The sequence below is a fragment of the Mucilaginibacter daejeonensis genome (assembly GCF_020783335.1).
Lineage (GTDB): Bacteria > Bacteroidota > Bacteroidia > Sphingobacteriales > Sphingobacteriaceae > Mucilaginibacter > Mucilaginibacter daejeonensis.
This window is the reverse complement of sequence record NZ_CP086068.1, coordinates 3,175,077-3,191,829: the sequence shown is the minus strand read 5'-3', so window position 1 is coordinate 3,191,829 and position 16,753 is coordinate 3,175,077. Positions and strand designations below refer to the sequence as shown.

15 protein-coding genes are annotated in these 16,753 nt (G+C 47.6%); 7 read left to right on the top strand and 8 right to left on the bottom strand.

All coding sequences use genetic code 11. The annotated features are described in order from the left end of the window. Positions 1 to 32: 32 nt before the first annotated feature. The 3 genes from LLH06_RS13555 to LLH06_RS13545 are packed head-to-tail and all read right to left on the bottom strand — an operon-like array spanning position 33 to position 3,206. On the bottom strand, positions 33 to 1,862 hold the full coding sequence (locus tag LLH06_RS13555; protein WP_228169827.1) for an ABC transporter ATP-binding protein: 1,830 nt from the start codon (positions 1,860 to 1,862) through the stop codon (positions 33 to 35). A gap of 37 nt (positions 1,863 to 1,899) precedes the next feature. Continuing rightward, entirely contained in the window at positions 1,900 to 2,421 is a 522-nt protein-coding gene (locus tag LLH06_RS13550; protein WP_228169826.1) for a hypothetical protein, read from the bottom strand. An 8-nt stretch (positions 2,422 to 2,429) separates the two neighbouring features. Continuing rightward, entirely contained in the window at positions 2,430 to 3,206 is a 777-nt protein-coding gene (locus LLH06_RS13545; protein WP_228169825.1) for an SAM hydrolase/SAM-dependent halogenase family protein, read from the bottom strand. A 103-nt stretch (positions 3,207 to 3,309) separates the two neighbouring features. Here LLH06_RS13545 and LLH06_RS13540 point away from each other — a divergent pair, with 103 nt between their 5' ends. From LLH06_RS13540 to LLH06_RS13525, 4 genes are all read left to right on the top strand, one after another. Continuing rightward, complete coding sequence (locus tag LLH06_RS13540) at positions 3,310 to 4,272, top strand: PhoH family protein (protein WP_228169824.1); 963 nt, start codon at positions 3,310 to 3,312, stop codon at positions 4,270 to 4,272. Positions 4,273 to 4,352: 80 nt separating this feature from the next. Beyond that, entirely contained in the window at positions 4,353 to 5,297 is a 945-nt protein-coding gene (locus tag LLH06_RS13535; protein WP_228169823.1) for a phosphoribosylaminoimidazolesuccinocarboxamide synthase, read from the top strand. A gap of 52 nt (positions 5,298 to 5,349) precedes the next feature. Beyond that, the gene (locus tag LLH06_RS13530) at positions 5,350 to 5,727 is read left to right on the top strand and encodes an STAS domain-containing protein (protein WP_228169822.1); all 378 of its coding nucleotides are present in this window, start codon (positions 5,350 to 5,352) and stop codon (positions 5,725 to 5,727) included. A gap of 22 nt (positions 5,728 to 5,749) precedes the next feature. Next, the gene (locus LLH06_RS13525) at positions 5,750 to 6,676 is read left to right on the top strand and encodes a ribonuclease Z (protein WP_228169821.1); all 927 of its coding nucleotides are present in this window, start codon (positions 5,750 to 5,752) and stop codon (positions 6,674 to 6,676) included. A gap of 77 nt (positions 6,677 to 6,753) precedes the next feature. On the opposite strand, the gene LLH06_RS13520 is transcribed toward LLH06_RS13525, so the two are convergent. Further along, positions 6,754 to 7,701 (bottom strand): MlaD family protein, encoded by a 948-nt coding sequence (locus LLH06_RS13520; protein ID WP_228169820.1) that lies wholly within the window; start codon positions 7,699 to 7,701, stop codon positions 6,754 to 6,756. 30 nt (positions 7,702 to 7,731) lie between these two features. After that, positions 7,732 to 8,592, bottom strand: coding sequence for an N-acetylmuramoyl-L-alanine amidase family protein (locus LLH06_RS13515; protein ID WP_228169819.1), 861 nt, complete (start codon positions 8,590 to 8,592; stop codon positions 7,732 to 7,734). A gap of 91 nt (positions 8,593 to 8,683) precedes the next feature. Between LLH06_RS13515 and LLH06_RS13510 the strand changes: the two genes are divergently transcribed. From LLH06_RS13510 to LLH06_RS13500, 3 genes are read left to right on the top strand one after another with little or no spacing between them, the layout of a single operon-like run. Next, positions 8,684 to 11,365 (top strand): putative LPS assembly protein LptD, encoded by a 2,682-nt coding sequence (locus tag LLH06_RS13510; RefSeq protein WP_228169818.1) that lies wholly within the window; start codon positions 8,684 to 8,686, stop codon positions 11,363 to 11,365. Between the two features lies 1 nt (position 11,366). Next, on the top strand, positions 11,367 to 12,605 hold the full coding sequence (locus LLH06_RS13505; RefSeq protein ID WP_228169817.1) for a competence/damage-inducible protein A: 1,239 nt from the start codon (positions 11,367 to 11,369) through the stop codon (positions 12,603 to 12,605). Positions 12,606 to 12,658: 53 nt separating this feature from the next. Continuing rightward, entirely contained in the window at positions 12,659 to 14,032 is a 1,374-nt protein-coding gene (locus LLH06_RS13500; protein WP_228169816.1) for a dihydrolipoamide acetyltransferase family protein, read from the top strand. A 61-nt stretch (positions 14,033 to 14,093) separates the two neighbouring features. Here LLH06_RS13500 and LLH06_RS13495 read toward each other — a convergent pair whose 3' ends face one another. The 3 genes from LLH06_RS13495 to LLH06_RS13485 form a co-directional block, all read right to left on the bottom strand. Continuing rightward, a complete protein-coding gene (locus LLH06_RS13495) occupies positions 14,094 to 14,861 on the bottom strand; it encodes an SDR family NAD(P)-dependent oxidoreductase (RefSeq protein WP_228169815.1) in 768 nt (255 codons plus the stop codon). A gap of 122 nt (positions 14,862 to 14,983) precedes the next feature. Beyond that, positions 14,984 to 15,970: an MlaD family protein gene (locus LLH06_RS13490; protein ID WP_228169814.1), complete on the bottom strand. Its 987-nt coding sequence runs from the start codon at positions 15,968 to 15,970 to the stop codon at positions 14,984 to 14,986. A 5-nt stretch (positions 15,971 to 15,975) separates the two neighbouring features. Next, on the bottom strand, positions 15,976 to 16,749 hold the full coding sequence (locus LLH06_RS13485; RefSeq protein WP_228169813.1) for an ABC transporter ATP-binding protein: 774 nt from the start codon (positions 16,747 to 16,749) through the stop codon (positions 15,976 to 15,978). Between the last annotated feature and the right edge of the window lie 4 nt (positions 16,750 to 16,753).

Here is a 16,753-nt window from a genome sequence, read left to right as displayed (position 1 = left end):
TGGCACTAACCGTCGACTATGATCCTTAGCGCTTATGCGCTTGTGTCAAACTGTAGTTGGCTTAAGTAGCGGTATAAGCCTTCTTCACGGGCGATCAGTTCATCGTGCGTGCCGCTTTCAATGATCGAGCCTTTCTCCAACACCACGATCTTATCGGCCTCACGAATGGTAGATAGGCGGTGAGCGATAATGATGGAGGTGCGGCCTTTCATTAATTCCTCTAAAGCTTCCTGCACCAAACGTTCTGATTCAGAATCGAGGGATGAAGTGGCTTCATCCAGGATCAGTATCGATGGGTTCTTTAACAACGCACGTGCTATAGCGATACGCTGACGCTGACCTCCTGATAACTTAACGCCGCGTTCGCCCACTACAGTATCGTAGCCTTCGGGGAAACCGGTGATGAATAGGTCGGCATTGGCACGTTTAGCGGCCTGGATGATCTCCTGCTCGGTAGCGTTACGTTTACCGTAGGCGATGTTCTCACGTATGGTACCACCGAATAATAATACATCCTGCGGCACGATGGCTACCTGATTACGAATATCGGTAAGGGCATAATGATCGGCCGGCTTACCATCGAACAGCATGGTGCCACCCTGCGGATGATAGAACTGTAATACCAGCGAGGCCATGGTAGATTTACCCGAACCGCTCGGCCCCACAATGGCCAGCTTTTGTCCCGCGTTAGCCTCGATAGAAACATTCTTGAGTACTTCGATCTCGGGCCTTGATGGATAGTGGAAATTGATATTTTGGAAGGATAGGTCGCCGCGTATAGGTTGCTTGATGGCGTTCTCCTCTTCACGTATCGATACCTGCTCGCCTTGTTCGCCTAATATCTCCAATACGCGTTCACTTGCACCTACGGCTTTTTGCACGTTGGCGTACAGGTCAGGAAAGCTGCCCATGGCCGCACCCACAAATATGGAGTACATAATAAAGGTGGTCAGATCACCCGTATGCATTTCGCCACGGCTAACCAGCACCGATCCGTACCAGATCACGCCTACAAAGGTGCCGAACATACAAAACACGATGAACGACGCGAATATACCTCTGAACTTGGCACCACGAACTGCGATGTTCACCACATCGCGCAGATTCTTATCATAACGCGCCGCCTCAAAGGCTTCGTTAACAAAGGCCTTCACGTTAGCTATCCCTTGCAGGGTCTCTTCAACGATGGTGTTCGATTCGGCCAGCTTATCTTGAGCCTGGCGCGACAGGTTACGAATGAAGCGCCCGAAAACGACCGCAAAAGTGATGAGCACCGGCAAAATGGCAAGCACCGCCAGCGTTAATTTGATCGACACTACCACTAACAGCACAACACCACCTACCATCAACACCAGTTGACGGATCACCTCGGCAAAGGTAGTGGTCAGGGTGTCCTGGATCTGCGAAAGATCGGCTGAAATGCGGCTATTCAGTTCACCAACACGGCGGTTGGCGAAGAAATCCATTGGCAGGGTCACTAACTTAAAATAAGTGTCACGGCGTATATCGGCCAGTGAACGCTCGGCCACCTGCACGAACCATACTACTCTAAAAAAGGAAACGAATGCCTGCCCGAATAAAAGGATAAAGCCGCCAATGGCGATAGCGTTAATGGATCGTGGTAAAAATTTGTATTTGAAATTGCCTTGAGCGGCATCTATCAACGCACCTAAGATAGTAGGGAAGGTTAACGCTACTAAACTCGAAATGAATAAGAACAGCAGACCAGCAATGAACTTGCCCCGGTACGGGCGCAGATAACTTAGCAGTTTGCCCACATTGCGCAGGCTTTGTTTATTGATCTTAGCTTTAGGTAATTCTTTCTCCGCGGCGTTCCCACTATTCAGCCTTGCTCGTGCCATAAGGTTGTATGTTCCTCCAGTAAATTAAAAGGTAAAATTAAGGTTTAACGGCGCGTTTACGCGTTATCAAAAGTAAAATTGACGTTATGATGAGAACGATGATGACCAACAGATACTTACGGTCTTTCGCCTCGTTGTGTTCGGTCAGTTGATCGGCTTCATTCCTGAGGCGCTGGTTCTCTTGGCGTAAGCGGTTAATGGTACGCATAAAAGCCAGGTTACTTTCCTCAATGTCCTTACTCTTGGTCTCTACCTGCTTTTGCTCAAAGGTGCGGTAATCAAGCAGGATCTTGATCTCCTTGAAGATGCGCTCATCAGTGGCTGTTATATCCATCAATATCTCGTTGGAGCGCCTAATGTCTTTTTTGGTTTGCAAGCCGAAGATACCGGTATGCTGGCTAAGACTTTCATCATAGTCGCCGAACCGGCGTTTACGCTGATCAAGCATCGAATTGATCTTTTTGCGCTGCAGGTCATAAGCAAGCGAATCGGGGTTGGGTTGTGCAAAGGCACTTGCAGCAATAAGCAGCCACAAGATCGTGAGTACCGACTTTCTCATGGGGCAAGTTACTGAAAATCGATGATAACGCTATCGCCCAGGTTAAGGCCCAGCAAACCACTGGCGTTACCCTTATTAATGGCGATCTCCAGGTGGTCGCTTATCCCAAAAAGGCAAAGCTTTTCGCCTTCGGGCACCTCGTTATAGTGCCAGCTGAGGTGGGTGATGGTCTCGTTGCGTTTAAAATAAAGGATAAAGCGACGGCCCTGCTGTACGCGGTTAAAAAAGTCTTTGGTGATGTTGGTGATCACGTTCTGGAACGAATCGATATAGATCACCATGCCGCGGATCTGGTTGCGTTCAACAGCGGGTTGCAGGGTCATCTTTTTCTCGATGCCACCTACCGGTATACCGATGTTCGCTAACGGCTTCTTTTGAGCTAAATGACAAGCCGCCTTTACAAAAATATCAGCCAGCGGGAAGTGCAGGAATTTGAGATCTTGCATGATGCCTATCTCTACCATTTCCTCCGGCTCATCGTCAAAAATGAGGGAGAAGATGCCGTTATCGGCCCCGACGAAATAGTGGTTGCGATATTTGACGGCAAGGAACTTAGTGTCCTCATTATATACAGTATCGATACCGATGAGGTGTACGGTTTCTTCGGGGAAATAGTAGAAGCTGTTCTTTAAAATAAAGCCGGCCTGCTGGATGTTGAAGGCCGCTACCGAGTGGGTGATATCAACGATGGTGACGCCTGGCAATATCTTTAAGATACTGCCTTTAAGGGCGGCCTGATAAATATCTTTATCGCCCAGGTCAGTTGTTAAAGTGATTATTGCCATTCGTAATTAAATATTTATTACTAATCTTGTAAAAGCATCAACAAGGTGCAAATATTCAAAAATTTTAACCATTAGTGGTCAGCAACTATAAAATCATTTTCTGTTGAACGAACTAAAAATATCAATTGAGCACGTTAACCCAGCCGTGCTTTGGGGGCCTAACAACGATCATTTTGAGATCATTAAAAAGCAATATCCTAAGCTAAAGATAGTTGCCCGTGGGAGTGAGGTGAAGGTGTTGGGCGACGAACAGGAATTGACCGCATTTAATGAAAAGTTCACTTACCTGTTGCAACAAGTAGAACGTACCGATAACCTGACCGTGGCCGACCTGGAACGTGTGTTCGGTGGCAAAAAGTTAGAGGTTAGATCACCCGATGCTGCACCTGAGAAACCGGGAAGCACCGGCGAGGTGATCGTATTTGGTCACAACGGCATCATGGTAAAGGCCCGCACGGCCAACCAGCGCCGCATGGTAGATAGTATCGTTAAGAACGACATCTTATTTGCGATCGGCCCTGCCGGTACCGGTAAGACCTATACCGCCGTGGCCCTTGCTGTACGTGCGTTAAAGAATAAAGAAGTAAAGCGTATCATCCTGACCCGCCCGGCCGTTGAGGCAGGAGAGAACTTGGGCTTTTTGCCGGGTGACCTCAAGGAGAAGATCGATCCGTATCTGCGTCCGTTATATGATGCGTTGGATGATATGATACCGCCCGAAAAGCTGAAGACCTATCTGGAGAATCGCACCATCGAGATCGCTCCATTGGCCTTTATGCGTGGCCGTACGCTTGACAATTGCTTTGTGATCCTGGACGAGGCGCAAAACGCTACCGACATGCAACTTAAGATGTTCCTGACGCGTATGGGCCCTACAGCTAAATTTATCGTAACAGGCGACGTTACCCAGATCGACCTGCCTAAAAAGCAGCAGTCAGGCCTGCATACCGCTCTGCGCATACTGCCGGATATCAAAGGTATCGATATCATATATCTGACCGGCGAGGACGTGGTGCGTCACAAACTGGTGAAACGCATTTTGGAAGCCTACGGCGATATTCAGTGAACCGAAGAAAAAAGATAACAGAGGTAAGAGCCAAGACATAGACCCCTGGTTCTTGTCTCTTAATTCCTGACTCTATTATAATGCAAGCTATAAAGCAAACTCATTTCAATTTTGAAGGTCAAACGGCCTATTATAAAGGTAAAGTACGCGACGTTTATACCATTGCTGATAAATATTTGGTGATGGTGGTGAGCGACCGCATCTCTGCATTTGATGTGGTACTTCCCGAGCCCATCCCTTACAAAGGGCAGGTACTTAACCAGATCGCGGCCACATTTTTGAAAGCCACGTCAGATATCGTTCCTAACTGGGTGGTAAGTGTGCCAGACCCAAGTGTGACCATTGGTAAAATGTGCGAGCCATTTAAAGTAGAAATGGTGATCCGTGGTTACCTTGCTGGCCATGCTGCCCGTGAGTATGCCGCCGGTAAACGCACACTTTGTGGCGTTACCTTGCCTGAAGGATTGAAAGAGAACGATAAACTACCTGACCCGATCATTACACCTACGACCAAAGCATCGGTAGGCCATGATGAAGATATATCACGCGAGGATATACTGGCTAAAGGTATCGTAAGCGAGGAAGATTACATACAGTTAGAAAGATACACCCGTGCATTATTTGCACGTGGTACTGAGATCGCTGCCAAGCGCGGACTGATCCTCGTGGACACCAAGTACGAATTTGGTAAGGCCGACGGTCAGATATACCTGATCGACGAGATCCACACCCCTGATTCATCACGTTACTTTTATAGCGAAGGTTACGAGGAGCGTCAGCAAAAAGGAGAGGCTCAAAAGCAATTGTCAAAAGAATTTGTTCGCAAATGGCTGATCGAGAATGGCTTTCAGGGTAAGGACGGGCAAGTGGTGCCTGTCATGACGCCGGAGATAGTTAACTCTATATCTGAGCGTTACATTGAGCTGTACGAGCAGATCACCGGCGAAAGTTTTGTTAAGCCAGACGATGAGCATGTTTTACAAAGGGTGGAGAAAGCTGTAAAAAAAGCGCTCGAAACTTTGTAGTTTTATTTATACATAAATAAGTCCTATCTTTATACCTACTAATAGACTTAACATGAAATTTACTGTTGATAAGCATGAGAAGTATGTTTTGATCAAGTTGAACGAATCAAAGCTGAATTCATTGATAACACCTCAACTTAAATCTGAACTGATCCTCATCAATACTGAGGGCCAGCGCAACATCATCCTGGATCTTTGCCAGGTCAAATTTGCTGATTCATCAGGTTTGAGCAGCTTATTGGTAGGTCACCGCTTGTGCAAGAACGCCGAAGGTAGCTTTATATTGACCAGCCTGAACGATGCGGTAGCCCGCCTGATCACTATTTCGCAATTGGATAACGTGCTTACTATTGTGCCTACCACTGAAGAGGCCATTGATCACGTGTTCATGGAAGAGATAGAAAAAGAGCTTAAGAAAGAAGCAAAATAAGCGCTGTACTTGTTAAGCTATCATGAAGTTCGAGGTAACCATTCTTGGTAGTAGTTCAGCCACACCTATTTTCAACAGAAACCCCACAGCACAGGTGCTCAACATTAACGAGCGCCTGTACCTTGTAGATTGCGGCGAAGGCACTCAGCAACAGATGCTGAGGTCTGAGATCAAATCAAGCCGCATCGACCATATCTTTATCAGCCATTTGCATGGCGATCACTATCTCGGTCTTATCGGTCTTGTTTCATCCCTTCATCTGAACGGGAGGGTAAAGCCTTTAAAGCTATACGGGCCAGCTCCGCTCATGGAGATCATGGAGCTGCAATTCAAATACTCTGATACCAAGCTAAATTACCCGATCGAGTTCAGGGCCACTGACCCGAGCAAAGCCGAGGTCATCCTCGATAATCACGACATCACGGTAGAGACCATCCCACTTGATCACCGCATTGCCACCACAGGATTTTTATTCAAGCAAAAAAAACGCTTGCGTAAAGTGATCAAGGAAAAGGTGGAAGCCTTGCACATCCCTGTCGAGCATTATCCGGCGCTTAAAAGAGGTGAACACTTTAAAACTCCTGACGGGAAGCTACATCACAATCATGAGCTGACCATTGACTCGGAGCGTCCAAAGTGCTATGCCTTTTGTTCAGATACCATCTACAACGAACAATACTTTAAGCAGATCGAGGATGTGGACCTTCTTTACCATGAGGCCACTTTTTTGCATAACATGCTCGATCGTGCCAACAAGACCTTTCATACCACAGCATGGCAGGCTGGTCAGGTAGCATTACAGGTAAGAGCTAAGGCGTTGCTGATCGGTCACTTTTCGGCGCGTTACAAGAATCTGAACGAGCTATTGGATGAGGCCCGCAATGTGTTCCCTAATACCGAACTGGCCATTGAAGGTTCCACTTTTGAGGTGGGAGAGGACTTTGTATAACGTTACAAAAACCTGTTAAAAGAAAAGCCCTGCATCGGATAAGATGCAGGGCTTTTCTTTTTGATGTTGTTATGTTATCAGTCGCCTTTGCGGCCGAACACTGAGAAACTTACATATCTTGATGGGTGAGCCTTAAGATCGATGATCAGTTTGTTCAGGTTCAATGATGCGTCATTTAGGTTGTTGTACATCTTGTCATCATTCAGCAACAAGCCCAATGAACCTTTACCGCTGTTGATATTATTGATGGTCGATTGCAGGTCGGCCATAGCCTTGTTGGCATTTTCAAGAGTTTGCTTGATGTTGGCATTGGCCAGGTCGTTACTTACCCGCTCAAAGTTGGTAGTGGTTGCGTTAAGGCTCTTGCTGCTTGTGCGCAGGTTCGAGGTCATTACCTCAGCGTTGGAAAGTATACCGTTGATGTGGCCGGTTTGCCCAGCGACCAAGCGGTCGATCTTTTTAGTGGTACCTTCTAAAGTTTGCAACGAATTAGCGATGCTTAAGAAACTACGATCGATGTTACGCTGAAACTCAGGGTTCAGAATTTTGTTGATCGATGATAAACTGGAATCGACTTTGTCCATTAACTGCTCGGCCTTGCGTTGTACCGGCTGCAGGCTTTGAGCCAGGCTGCCTTGTATATCTGCACGTAAAGTATCTTGGTCTTCGGCCAGTTCACGGCTATTACCCATCTCAAATACGATGGCCTTGCTGCCTAAAAGGTCGGTGCTTTCTAAGCGTGCTACGGTATTGTCAGGGATAGGGTATTTGGGGTCTATTTTGAACTCGACCACAGTAAAGCCGCTCTCGGTTTGCAGGGTCATGTTGGATACGTGCCCGATCTGGAAACCGTTCACCAGTACCGGTTTTGAAAGCGTGAGGCCTTCAACGTTACGGTATATGGCGTAAAACTTGTTCGAGCCCGAAAAAACGTCATTGCCTTTCAGGTAGCTGTAGCCTAGTATCAGGATAGTAATGCCAATGGCGGTCAGTACGCCGATCTTGGTCTCGTTGTTGATCTTCAAAGGTATAAGTAGTTAAGTTTATCGCATATATTAAGGAGCAACGCGCTCCACTTCATTTTTATATGTTTTTAAACCTCTCACTATTGAGTTCACGATCTCTGTCTGGCCTTCTTCCGAGTTGAGGTAATCCTCTTCTTCCGGGTTGTTGATAAAGCCTGTTTCGATCAGTATCGATGGCATCGACGTGTTGGCCAACACCTGTACCCCCTGCTCGATAACACCTAAACTGGCACGGCCGTCAGTGTCTATGAACTCATTATTGATAAGGTTAGCCAAATGCACGCTTTGCTTACGGAACTTGTCACGAAAGGCGTTGAGCATCATGGCCTCTGCAGGGTCTACCTTAACTTCCGTTCTTTTCGTCAGGCTCTCTTCCTCTTCGGCCATTTGGTTCTCCCTGATGGCTGCTACCTGTTCATTCGATCTTCCGAAACGATTGATCAGGAAAAGCACTCCCTTACCTGAACGGTTAGGTACCGAAACTGTTTTGCCGTTAACTACTTTTCTAACATTGGGGAGTGAGTTGCAGTGGAGCGAAATGTACAGGTTCGCCTTGTTCTCATTGGCCATCACGGCACGTAATCCGTTAGCTAAAGTAACGTCAGATGTGCGGGTCATGAGCACGTTCACATCCTTGAATTCTTTTTGAATGGCCTGCCGCAATTTTAACGCGATGGCCAGCGTTACATTCTTTTCCATCGAATAGGCTCCCTGTGCACCCCCGGCTCTGCCGCCATGACCAGCATCGATAACGATGGTCCGCAGCTTGAATCCGGTAGATACCGTAGTGTCAACACTATCAGAAAATGGGGAGGCTAATGTTAATTCAGAATAGCAAATGAGTAATGCCAATAAACCATAAATGTATGTTTTTAAAGCCTTATTTTTCATTATTTTTGAACGCCGTTAACTTTATCTGCAAAAATACTATTCATATCCGATTTTGAAATTCGTCAGGTCCTTTTTTCTTTTTGCGAGTGTTTTGATAGTTAGCGCGATAGCATTTGCTCATAAGCGAAGCTATACGGTAAGGTCGTCGAATTTAGATACCATCATCAAACTTGACCCTGTAAAAGACAAAAAACTCCTGCGCAGAAAAGGTAATACCGACACCACTAAAAAAGGTCGAATCGATACCACAAAAAGAACCGCCTCTACTGATACGACAAAAAAGAAGCAAGGAGGTTTAGAGTCGGAGATAAAAGCTGTGTCGGACGATTCATCATACTACGATGCACGCAATAAGATCAAGTACTATTTTGGTAAAGCCAGAGTAACGTATGAGGACTTTTCATTAGATGCTGAATACATCAGGATCGATGAAAAGAATAAGCTGATCTACGCCCGCGGCCACCGCGACCCACGCACCGGCGGTTATGTGAACAAACCCATTGCCAAAAATAAGGACGACAATCCGATCACGGCCGACTCTATCTTATATAATTACCAGACCAAGAAAGCTTTCGCCTACAACACCTCTACGGAGCAGGATGGTAACTTCATTACCGGTGGTGAGACAAAAAAGCTGAATGAGACCGAGATCGCGTACCATAATATTCTATTCAGTACCTGTTCATTGCCTTACCCGCACACGCACTTCGGTATCGTGATCACCAAGGGGATAGGGGAAAAGAACCGCATCATATCAGGTCCGGCCTACCTCGAGATAGCGGGTGTACCATTACCGATCGCTGTTCCGTTTGGGTTTTTCCCAAAGCCTAACAGTCGTGCTTCGGGTTTCATCCTGCCATCATTTGGTGAGGATAACCGGTTAGGCTTCTTCCTTCGTAATTTTGGTTACTACAAGGTGATCAGCGATTATATGGACCTGACCACCATGGCTACCTTGTATTCTAAAGGGTCGTTCGAGATCGGTACCACGGCACGTTATTTAAAGCGTTATAACTACCAGGGCAGCTTTGCCTTCAACTTTGGCTCACACAACTACGGGGTTACCGGCGATCCTTTCGTTAAGGACTTTAACATCCAATGGACGCACTCGCAGGATGCTAACGCCAGTCCGGGTAGTACATTTAGTGCATCGGTCAACGCGGCCACACGTGCCTACTATGCCAACAACCCGGGCCTAAACAACTATAACGTACAGCAGCTCACTCAAAACAACTTGCGTTCGAGTATAGCCTATGGGCGGGTATGGGCTGGTACGCCGTTCAGCTTGACCACCACCATCTCACATAGCCAGGATCTTTCGCGCGGAACTGTATCCTTAGAGTTGCCGTCGTTCAACTTTAACATGACCACCATCAGCCCGTTCGATTCCAAGAACAGGGTGGGCGAGCAAAAATGGTGGCAGCGTATCACGGTAGGTTATAGCGCGCAGGGTACCAACAAACTGAATGATATTCCTGAATCGCAGTTCTTCAAAAGCGAGACCTTTAAAAAGAGATTGCAAGCCGGTATCCAGCATCAGGTACCGATCGGTTTGAACCTGAACGTATTCAAATACTTTCAATTCAATACCAGTGCCAGCTACACCGAACGTTGGTATCTGCAAACCATCCGCAAACGCTATCGTCGCGGAGCGATCAGTGCCACCGAAGCACCTATCATAGATACGGTACAAGGTTTCAGCCGTGCGGGAGAGTACACACTGAACGGTGGTTTCTCTACCAAGGTGTATAATACCTTGCAATTCCGTAAGGGCAGCCTTAAGGCTATCCGTCACGTAATGACGCCGAACATCAGCTTCAATTACCGCCCCGATTTTGGCGACCCGACTTACGGCTACTATCGTCGCATCGTAAGTAATGCTGTGGTGCCTTATCCGGTCGCCTCATCTTTATATTCTATCTATGAAGGCTCAGTATTCGGTGGACCGTCGGCAGGTAAATTTGCCGGTATCAGCTTCTCGTTAGACAACACCATCGAGGCTAAAATGAAAGCCCGCAGTACCGATACCTCCAATGCCGACCGTAAGGTATCGATCTTACAAGGTTTAAGCTTGGCCACCTCGTACAACTTCGTAGCCGACTCATTCAAGCTTTCGCCTATCTCACTGAACGCCCACACCGCGATCTTTAATCAAAAGGTGAATATCAGTGCATCGGGTACGTTGGACCCTTACGTGAATCAATTACGTGACTCAGTATCCAGCGGTGCCGTGGTACGTTACAATCGTAGGGTGGATCGTTATACCTTCCAGGATGGCCGTTTCCCTACGCTGACCAATCTATCATTCTCGATGAGTTTCAGCTTGAATTCTACCAATGCTAACAAACGTCAGCCACCTTCGCCTAACACCTTGCAGAATATGACCGCCAGCCAGGCCCAGCGATTGGCTGCCCTGGATAGCGACCCAAGCAGGTATGTAGATTTCAATGTTCCATACAACGTTAGTGTGAACTATAACTTTAACTATAGCAATAGCTACATCACCAAGACCACCTCCAGTACCGTGAGCTTGAACGGTGATGTAAATGTGACCCCTAAGTGGAAGGTACAGTATACCACCAACTACGACTTTAAGGCCAAGCAGATCGGTATCACGCAATTTTCGATCTATCGCGATCTGCATTGCTGGGACCTTTCGGCCCGTTGGACACCATTCGGCCTGTACCGTTCATTCAGCATCGACCTGCGTGTGAAAGCGTCTATTTTGCAAGACCTCAAACTTTCTAAGCGCAGAGATTATTACAACAACTAACATGCTTGCAGAGATCATAACCATTGGCGATGAGATACTCATTGGCCAGATCATAGATACCAATTCGGCCTGGATGGCCCAAGAGTTGAATGCCATTGGCATCAGGGTTAAACAGATATCATCAGTAAGTGATGATCGCGAACACATCCTGAAAGCTTTGACCGAAGCGCAGCAACGCGCAGACATCATTCTGATCACCGGTGGCTTAGGGCCTACAAAGGACGATATTACCAAAAAGACCCTTGCCGATCACTTTGGCGTAGGTTTGGTGGAGAACGCCGATGCCTTGGATAACGTGAAGCGGATCTTTGCTAAATATGATCGCCCGCTACTCGAAGTAAACATTCAGCAGGCATGGGTGCCCGCCAATTGCGAGGTGATCCTGAATCATAATGGCACCGCCCCCGGCATGTGGTTCGCTCAAGAAGGCAAGGTGATCGTATCGATGCCGGGTGTACCACATGAGATGATGTACATGATGGAAGACCAGGTGATCCCTAAACTCAAAGAGGCATATGCTCTACCGCACATCATTCACCAAACCCTGCTTACCGTTGGTGAGGGCGAATCGTTTTTAGCAGAGCGCATAGCTGATATCGAATCGGCTCTACCAGCACACATCAAACTGGCTTACCTGCCAAAATTAGGTCAGGTGAGGTTACGCTTAAGTGGGTATGGAAACGATGAGCAACTATTACAGCAAGAGATCAATGCTATTACTGATCAATTGAAAGAACGCATAGGGAATGTGATCGTGGCTACTGAAGATATACCGCTCGAAAAGGCGATTATGAACAAACTCGAGGAGCGCGGCGAGACCTTATCCACCGCTGAGAGTTGCACCGGTGGCTACATTGGGCATTTGTTCACACAGCATGCCGGTTCATCCAAGACCTATTTTGGCGGTGCCATCTCTTATTCGTATGAATTGAAAGAGAGCATACTGGGTGTCAAGAACGAAACGCTATGGCAAAACGGCGCCGTGAGCGAACCTACAGCTACCGAAATGGTGGAAGGGGCCTTACGCAACTTTGGCTCTACCTACGCCATTGCCGTGACGGGTATAGCGGGCCCGGGCGGAGGCACTGCCGATAAGCCTGTTGGCACCGTTTGGATAGGTGTTGCCGGCAAAGGAAAGACCGTGGTACGCAAGTTCGTATTCGGTAATAAACGCCGCCAAAATATCGAACGCACAGCCATAACGGCCCTTGGTATGCTGAATACTTTAATGGGTGGTTAAAGAAACTAAAGATAAATAAGTAATTTAGGCCCCATTCGTATCTGTTTATAAGTATGGCTAAATACCAACTAATACTGCCTAAAATGGGCGAGAGTGTTGCCGAAGCGACCATCATTAACTGGCTCAAGAACCCTGGTGACCAAATAGAGGCCGATGATACCGTGGTGGACATCGCGACCGATAAGGTAGACTCGGAGGTGCCATCGCCGGTGAGTGGTGTATTGGTTGAACAGCTTTTCAAAAAGGACGATATTGTGCAGGTAGGAGAGGTGATCGCTATCATCGAGACAGGTGAGGCCGAGACCGCAACGCCAGAACCTGAGCAAGTCAAGGAGCCTGAAACACCACAACAGCCAGCTGAGCAACAAGGACCGTCAAGCGAGCCGGAAGTTGCGGAAACCACCATACCTGGCATCGATCAGCTGCCAAGAAACGAACCGGCCAAACCAGCGTCGGTACAGTCGAGCAACATACGCTTTTACTCACCGCTGGTACGCAATATAGCAACACAAGAGGACCTGACCCAGGCTGAACTGGATAGCATACCCGGAACAGGTGCCGATGGCAGATTGACCAAGGACGACCTGTTAGGCTATTTGGCCAACCGTGGAGATCAAGGTGGAGTTACAACAACAACTCCGGCCGAACCGCAAAAAGCTGCTACCGCTCCCTACACACTGCCTACGCCGCCAGAGGCTCAGCCAGTACGAACATCTGCAGGTGACGAGATCATAGAGATGGACCGCATGCGCCGACTCATTGCTGATCATATGGTCAACAGCGTACATACCTCGGCCCACGTTACCTCATTTGTAGAGGCTGACGTGACCAACCTAGTGTACTGGCGCGAAAAGATCAAAAAGAAGTTCGAGGACCGTGAAGGCGAAAAGATAACCTTCACCCCGATATTTATAGAAGCGGTGGCCCGCGCCATTGTGGATATGCCGATGATCAACGTATCGGTCAATGGTGCCCAGATCATCCGCAAACGCGACATCAATATAGGCATGGCCACGGCTTTGCCTTCAGGCAATCTGATCGTACCGGTGATCCGCCGCGCCGACACGCTTAACATGACCGGCTTAGTCAAGACCGTTAATGACCTGGCAGGTCGTGCCCGCAATAACCAGCTCAAGCCAGATGACACCGCTGATGGTACGTTCACGGTGACCAATATCGGTATGTTCGGTAATATCATGGGCACACCGATCATAAACCAACCTCAAGTGGCTATATTGGCCATCGGCACCATCAAAAAGAAGCCTGCGGTATTGGAGACCCCGACCGGCGATGTGATCGCGATCAGGCATATGCTTTACCTTTCCATGTCGTATGATCACCGTGTTGTAGATGGCGCCTTGGGGGGTATGTTTCTGAAAAGGGTGGGCGACTATCTCGAGAATTGGGATATGGACCGAGAGATATAAATGTTATCATAAAAAAAGCCCCTGTCCGTTAAGGTCAGGGGCTTTTGTATTGCGGTATATTTTAGCTGTTCAAATAACGATCGCCACCAAGGTGATCATTACCTCCGGATAAAAACTCAAAGCCAGGCGATGAATACATGGCCACTGAGCGGGCTACCTCGTCTGCGGTCATCACCCGATGACTGTGCGAATGGTCATTGACATCGAGGAACTCCTCATTTAATACTTCATTGGTAAGGTCGTTAACCAACGAGCCCGGCGAGATGAAGTGCACGGTGATGTTTTTAGACGATAAGCTTGCAGATAGGGAACGGCTCATGGCTTCCAGGCCAGCTTTGCTGGCAGCTATAGCCAATTGGTCGGTATCATTAGGTGAGGAACCGGCCGCCGAGATATTAATGATCTTGCCACCTCCTTTTTGCGCCATGTGCCTTGCTGCATAGTAGCAGATGTTGGCTACACCACCCAGCTTAGTGGTGATGTTAGCGTTCCATGAGCCTTGCCAATCACTGTCCGGTTCTATTGACGTAGAGCTTTCGTCATGGCAAAGGCCGGCATTGTTCACCAATATATCAAGTCGCGGATAGTGGCTTAGCAATTTATCAAAGAAACGCTCCACATAACGGGGCTTGCATTGATCAAGATAGTATAAGGTGTGTTCGCCGCTGTGATGCAGCTCATGTAAGGTAGCGTCGGCCGTATGATGATCGTTGTCGTAAGTGATGATCACATTAGCGTTCAACGATGCGAATAATAATGCACAGGCCTTACCGATGCCTCTCGATCCATCAGTGATGAGAACTGTTTTTCCTGTAAGATCGATCAACATAAGGCTGGCTGTTTTCGTAAAATTTAAGTAATCGTTTACTATTACGAAGATCTGCCCGCCAAGGTTACATTCAAATTACAGAGTTAGGAATTGTAAATAAGTTTGTTACACAATATGATCGCTCAATTACCGCCTTGAGCTTTCTTTTTCTCTTTTTCGCGGTTCTTGAAAAAACCACGCAATAAAAAGTTATGCTGAACAGCTTCCAGATCATCATTTAATTTGATCGAGCTTTCGTGCAAATAACCCAAGGTGCTTTTCAACTCTTCAGCTTTTTTCTGGTCATTCAACAGCACACCGATCGGGCTGTTAGTGGTATTTAACTTGTTGCTTGCATTGTTCAGATTATCCACCAGCACATTAGCTTTTTGGGTCATGGCCTTAAAGTTATCGGCCGAACGCTGTAGGTTGGCGAATACTGCGGTATCCGTCAGCATCTTATCGGCCAGGCCACCCTTGGTATTCATCTTGCGGCCAAAACGGCCCAGTTCCTCAGCCATTACCGAAGTGCGTTGGGTGGTGGTCTCCAAATTCTCTACGATTCCTTTAAAGCGCGACGCCAGTCTTTCGTCAGACATCAGGCTTCCTGCTAAACCTTTGCCATCTACCAAGTCCTTGCTCAGGCTCTTGAAGTTGGTAGTGATCTCCAGTAAGTTCTGATTGTTCTTTTGTAACGTGGCCATGATCTCGTCGGTAGATAGCATACCCTTAGAGTTCATCATGTCACCGTCTTGAATTACCGGTGCAGTAGCGCTGCCACCATCGATAGTGATGATCTTGTTGCCGATGAAGCCTTCGGAGCCGATAGACGCCACACCATCTTTATGGATGTACTGTTGCACAGCCTGATCAACGTTAAATTCTACATCTACCTGGTTGGTGCCACTAAAGACGATGTTCTTGATGGTACCCACCTTTACGCCTGAGAACCAAACGTTGTTACCCTTGATCAGGCCCGATACGTTCTCGAAACGTGCTTTGAGGTGTAAACCTTTAACGAAGCTTTTTTGCTGACTGCCCAGCGTAAAAATGGCAACGATAAAAATGATCAGGCCCACAAAAATGAACAAGCCTACCCAGAACGTATATTTATTTTCTTTAAGATCCATTTGCTTTAATCGATAAAGTTATAGTCGTAAAATTGTTTTACCCGAGTGTCGTCGGTTGCAAAAACCTCTTCAAAAGTTCCCTGGCGTTGAAATTGACCATCAAGCAGCATGGCCACACGATCGCCGGTGGTTTTGGCGCAGGTAAGATCATGCGTAATGATGATGGACGAGGTGCTGAACCGTTCCTGCACCCTGTTGATGAGGTTGTTGATCTCCATCGAAGTGATAGGGTCCAGGCCCGCGGTCGGTTCATCATACAACATGATCTCGGGCCGCAGGATGAGGGTACGGGCGATACCGATCCGCTTACGCTGACCACCCGACAGTTCGGCCGGCATTTGGTTGATCGTTTGCAACAGGCCAACAGCATCCAACACGCGTTCCACCATTTCATCGATCTCGCGGCGTTTCAAGTTCTTCTGGTTACGCACCAGCGGAAACTCAAGGTTCTTACGCACGGTCATACTGTCGTACAAAGCGCTGTTCTGAAAGGAGAAACCGATACGACGGCGTAACTCTTCCAAACCGCGTTTATCAATGGTGGTCACTTCCTGACCCAGAACGTTAACGCTGCCTTGGTCGGCCTTTAACAAACCTGAGATGATCTTGATCAGTACCGATTTACCGGTACCCGACCGGCCCAACACCACCAGGTTTTCGTTCTTATATAATTTAAGGTCGATACCGCGCAGTACATGGTAATCACCAAAGGACTTGGTAAGTCCTTTAATGTCGATCACTTCGTTGTTGATGTCAATATCAGGGTGATGTTTTTCCATGTTA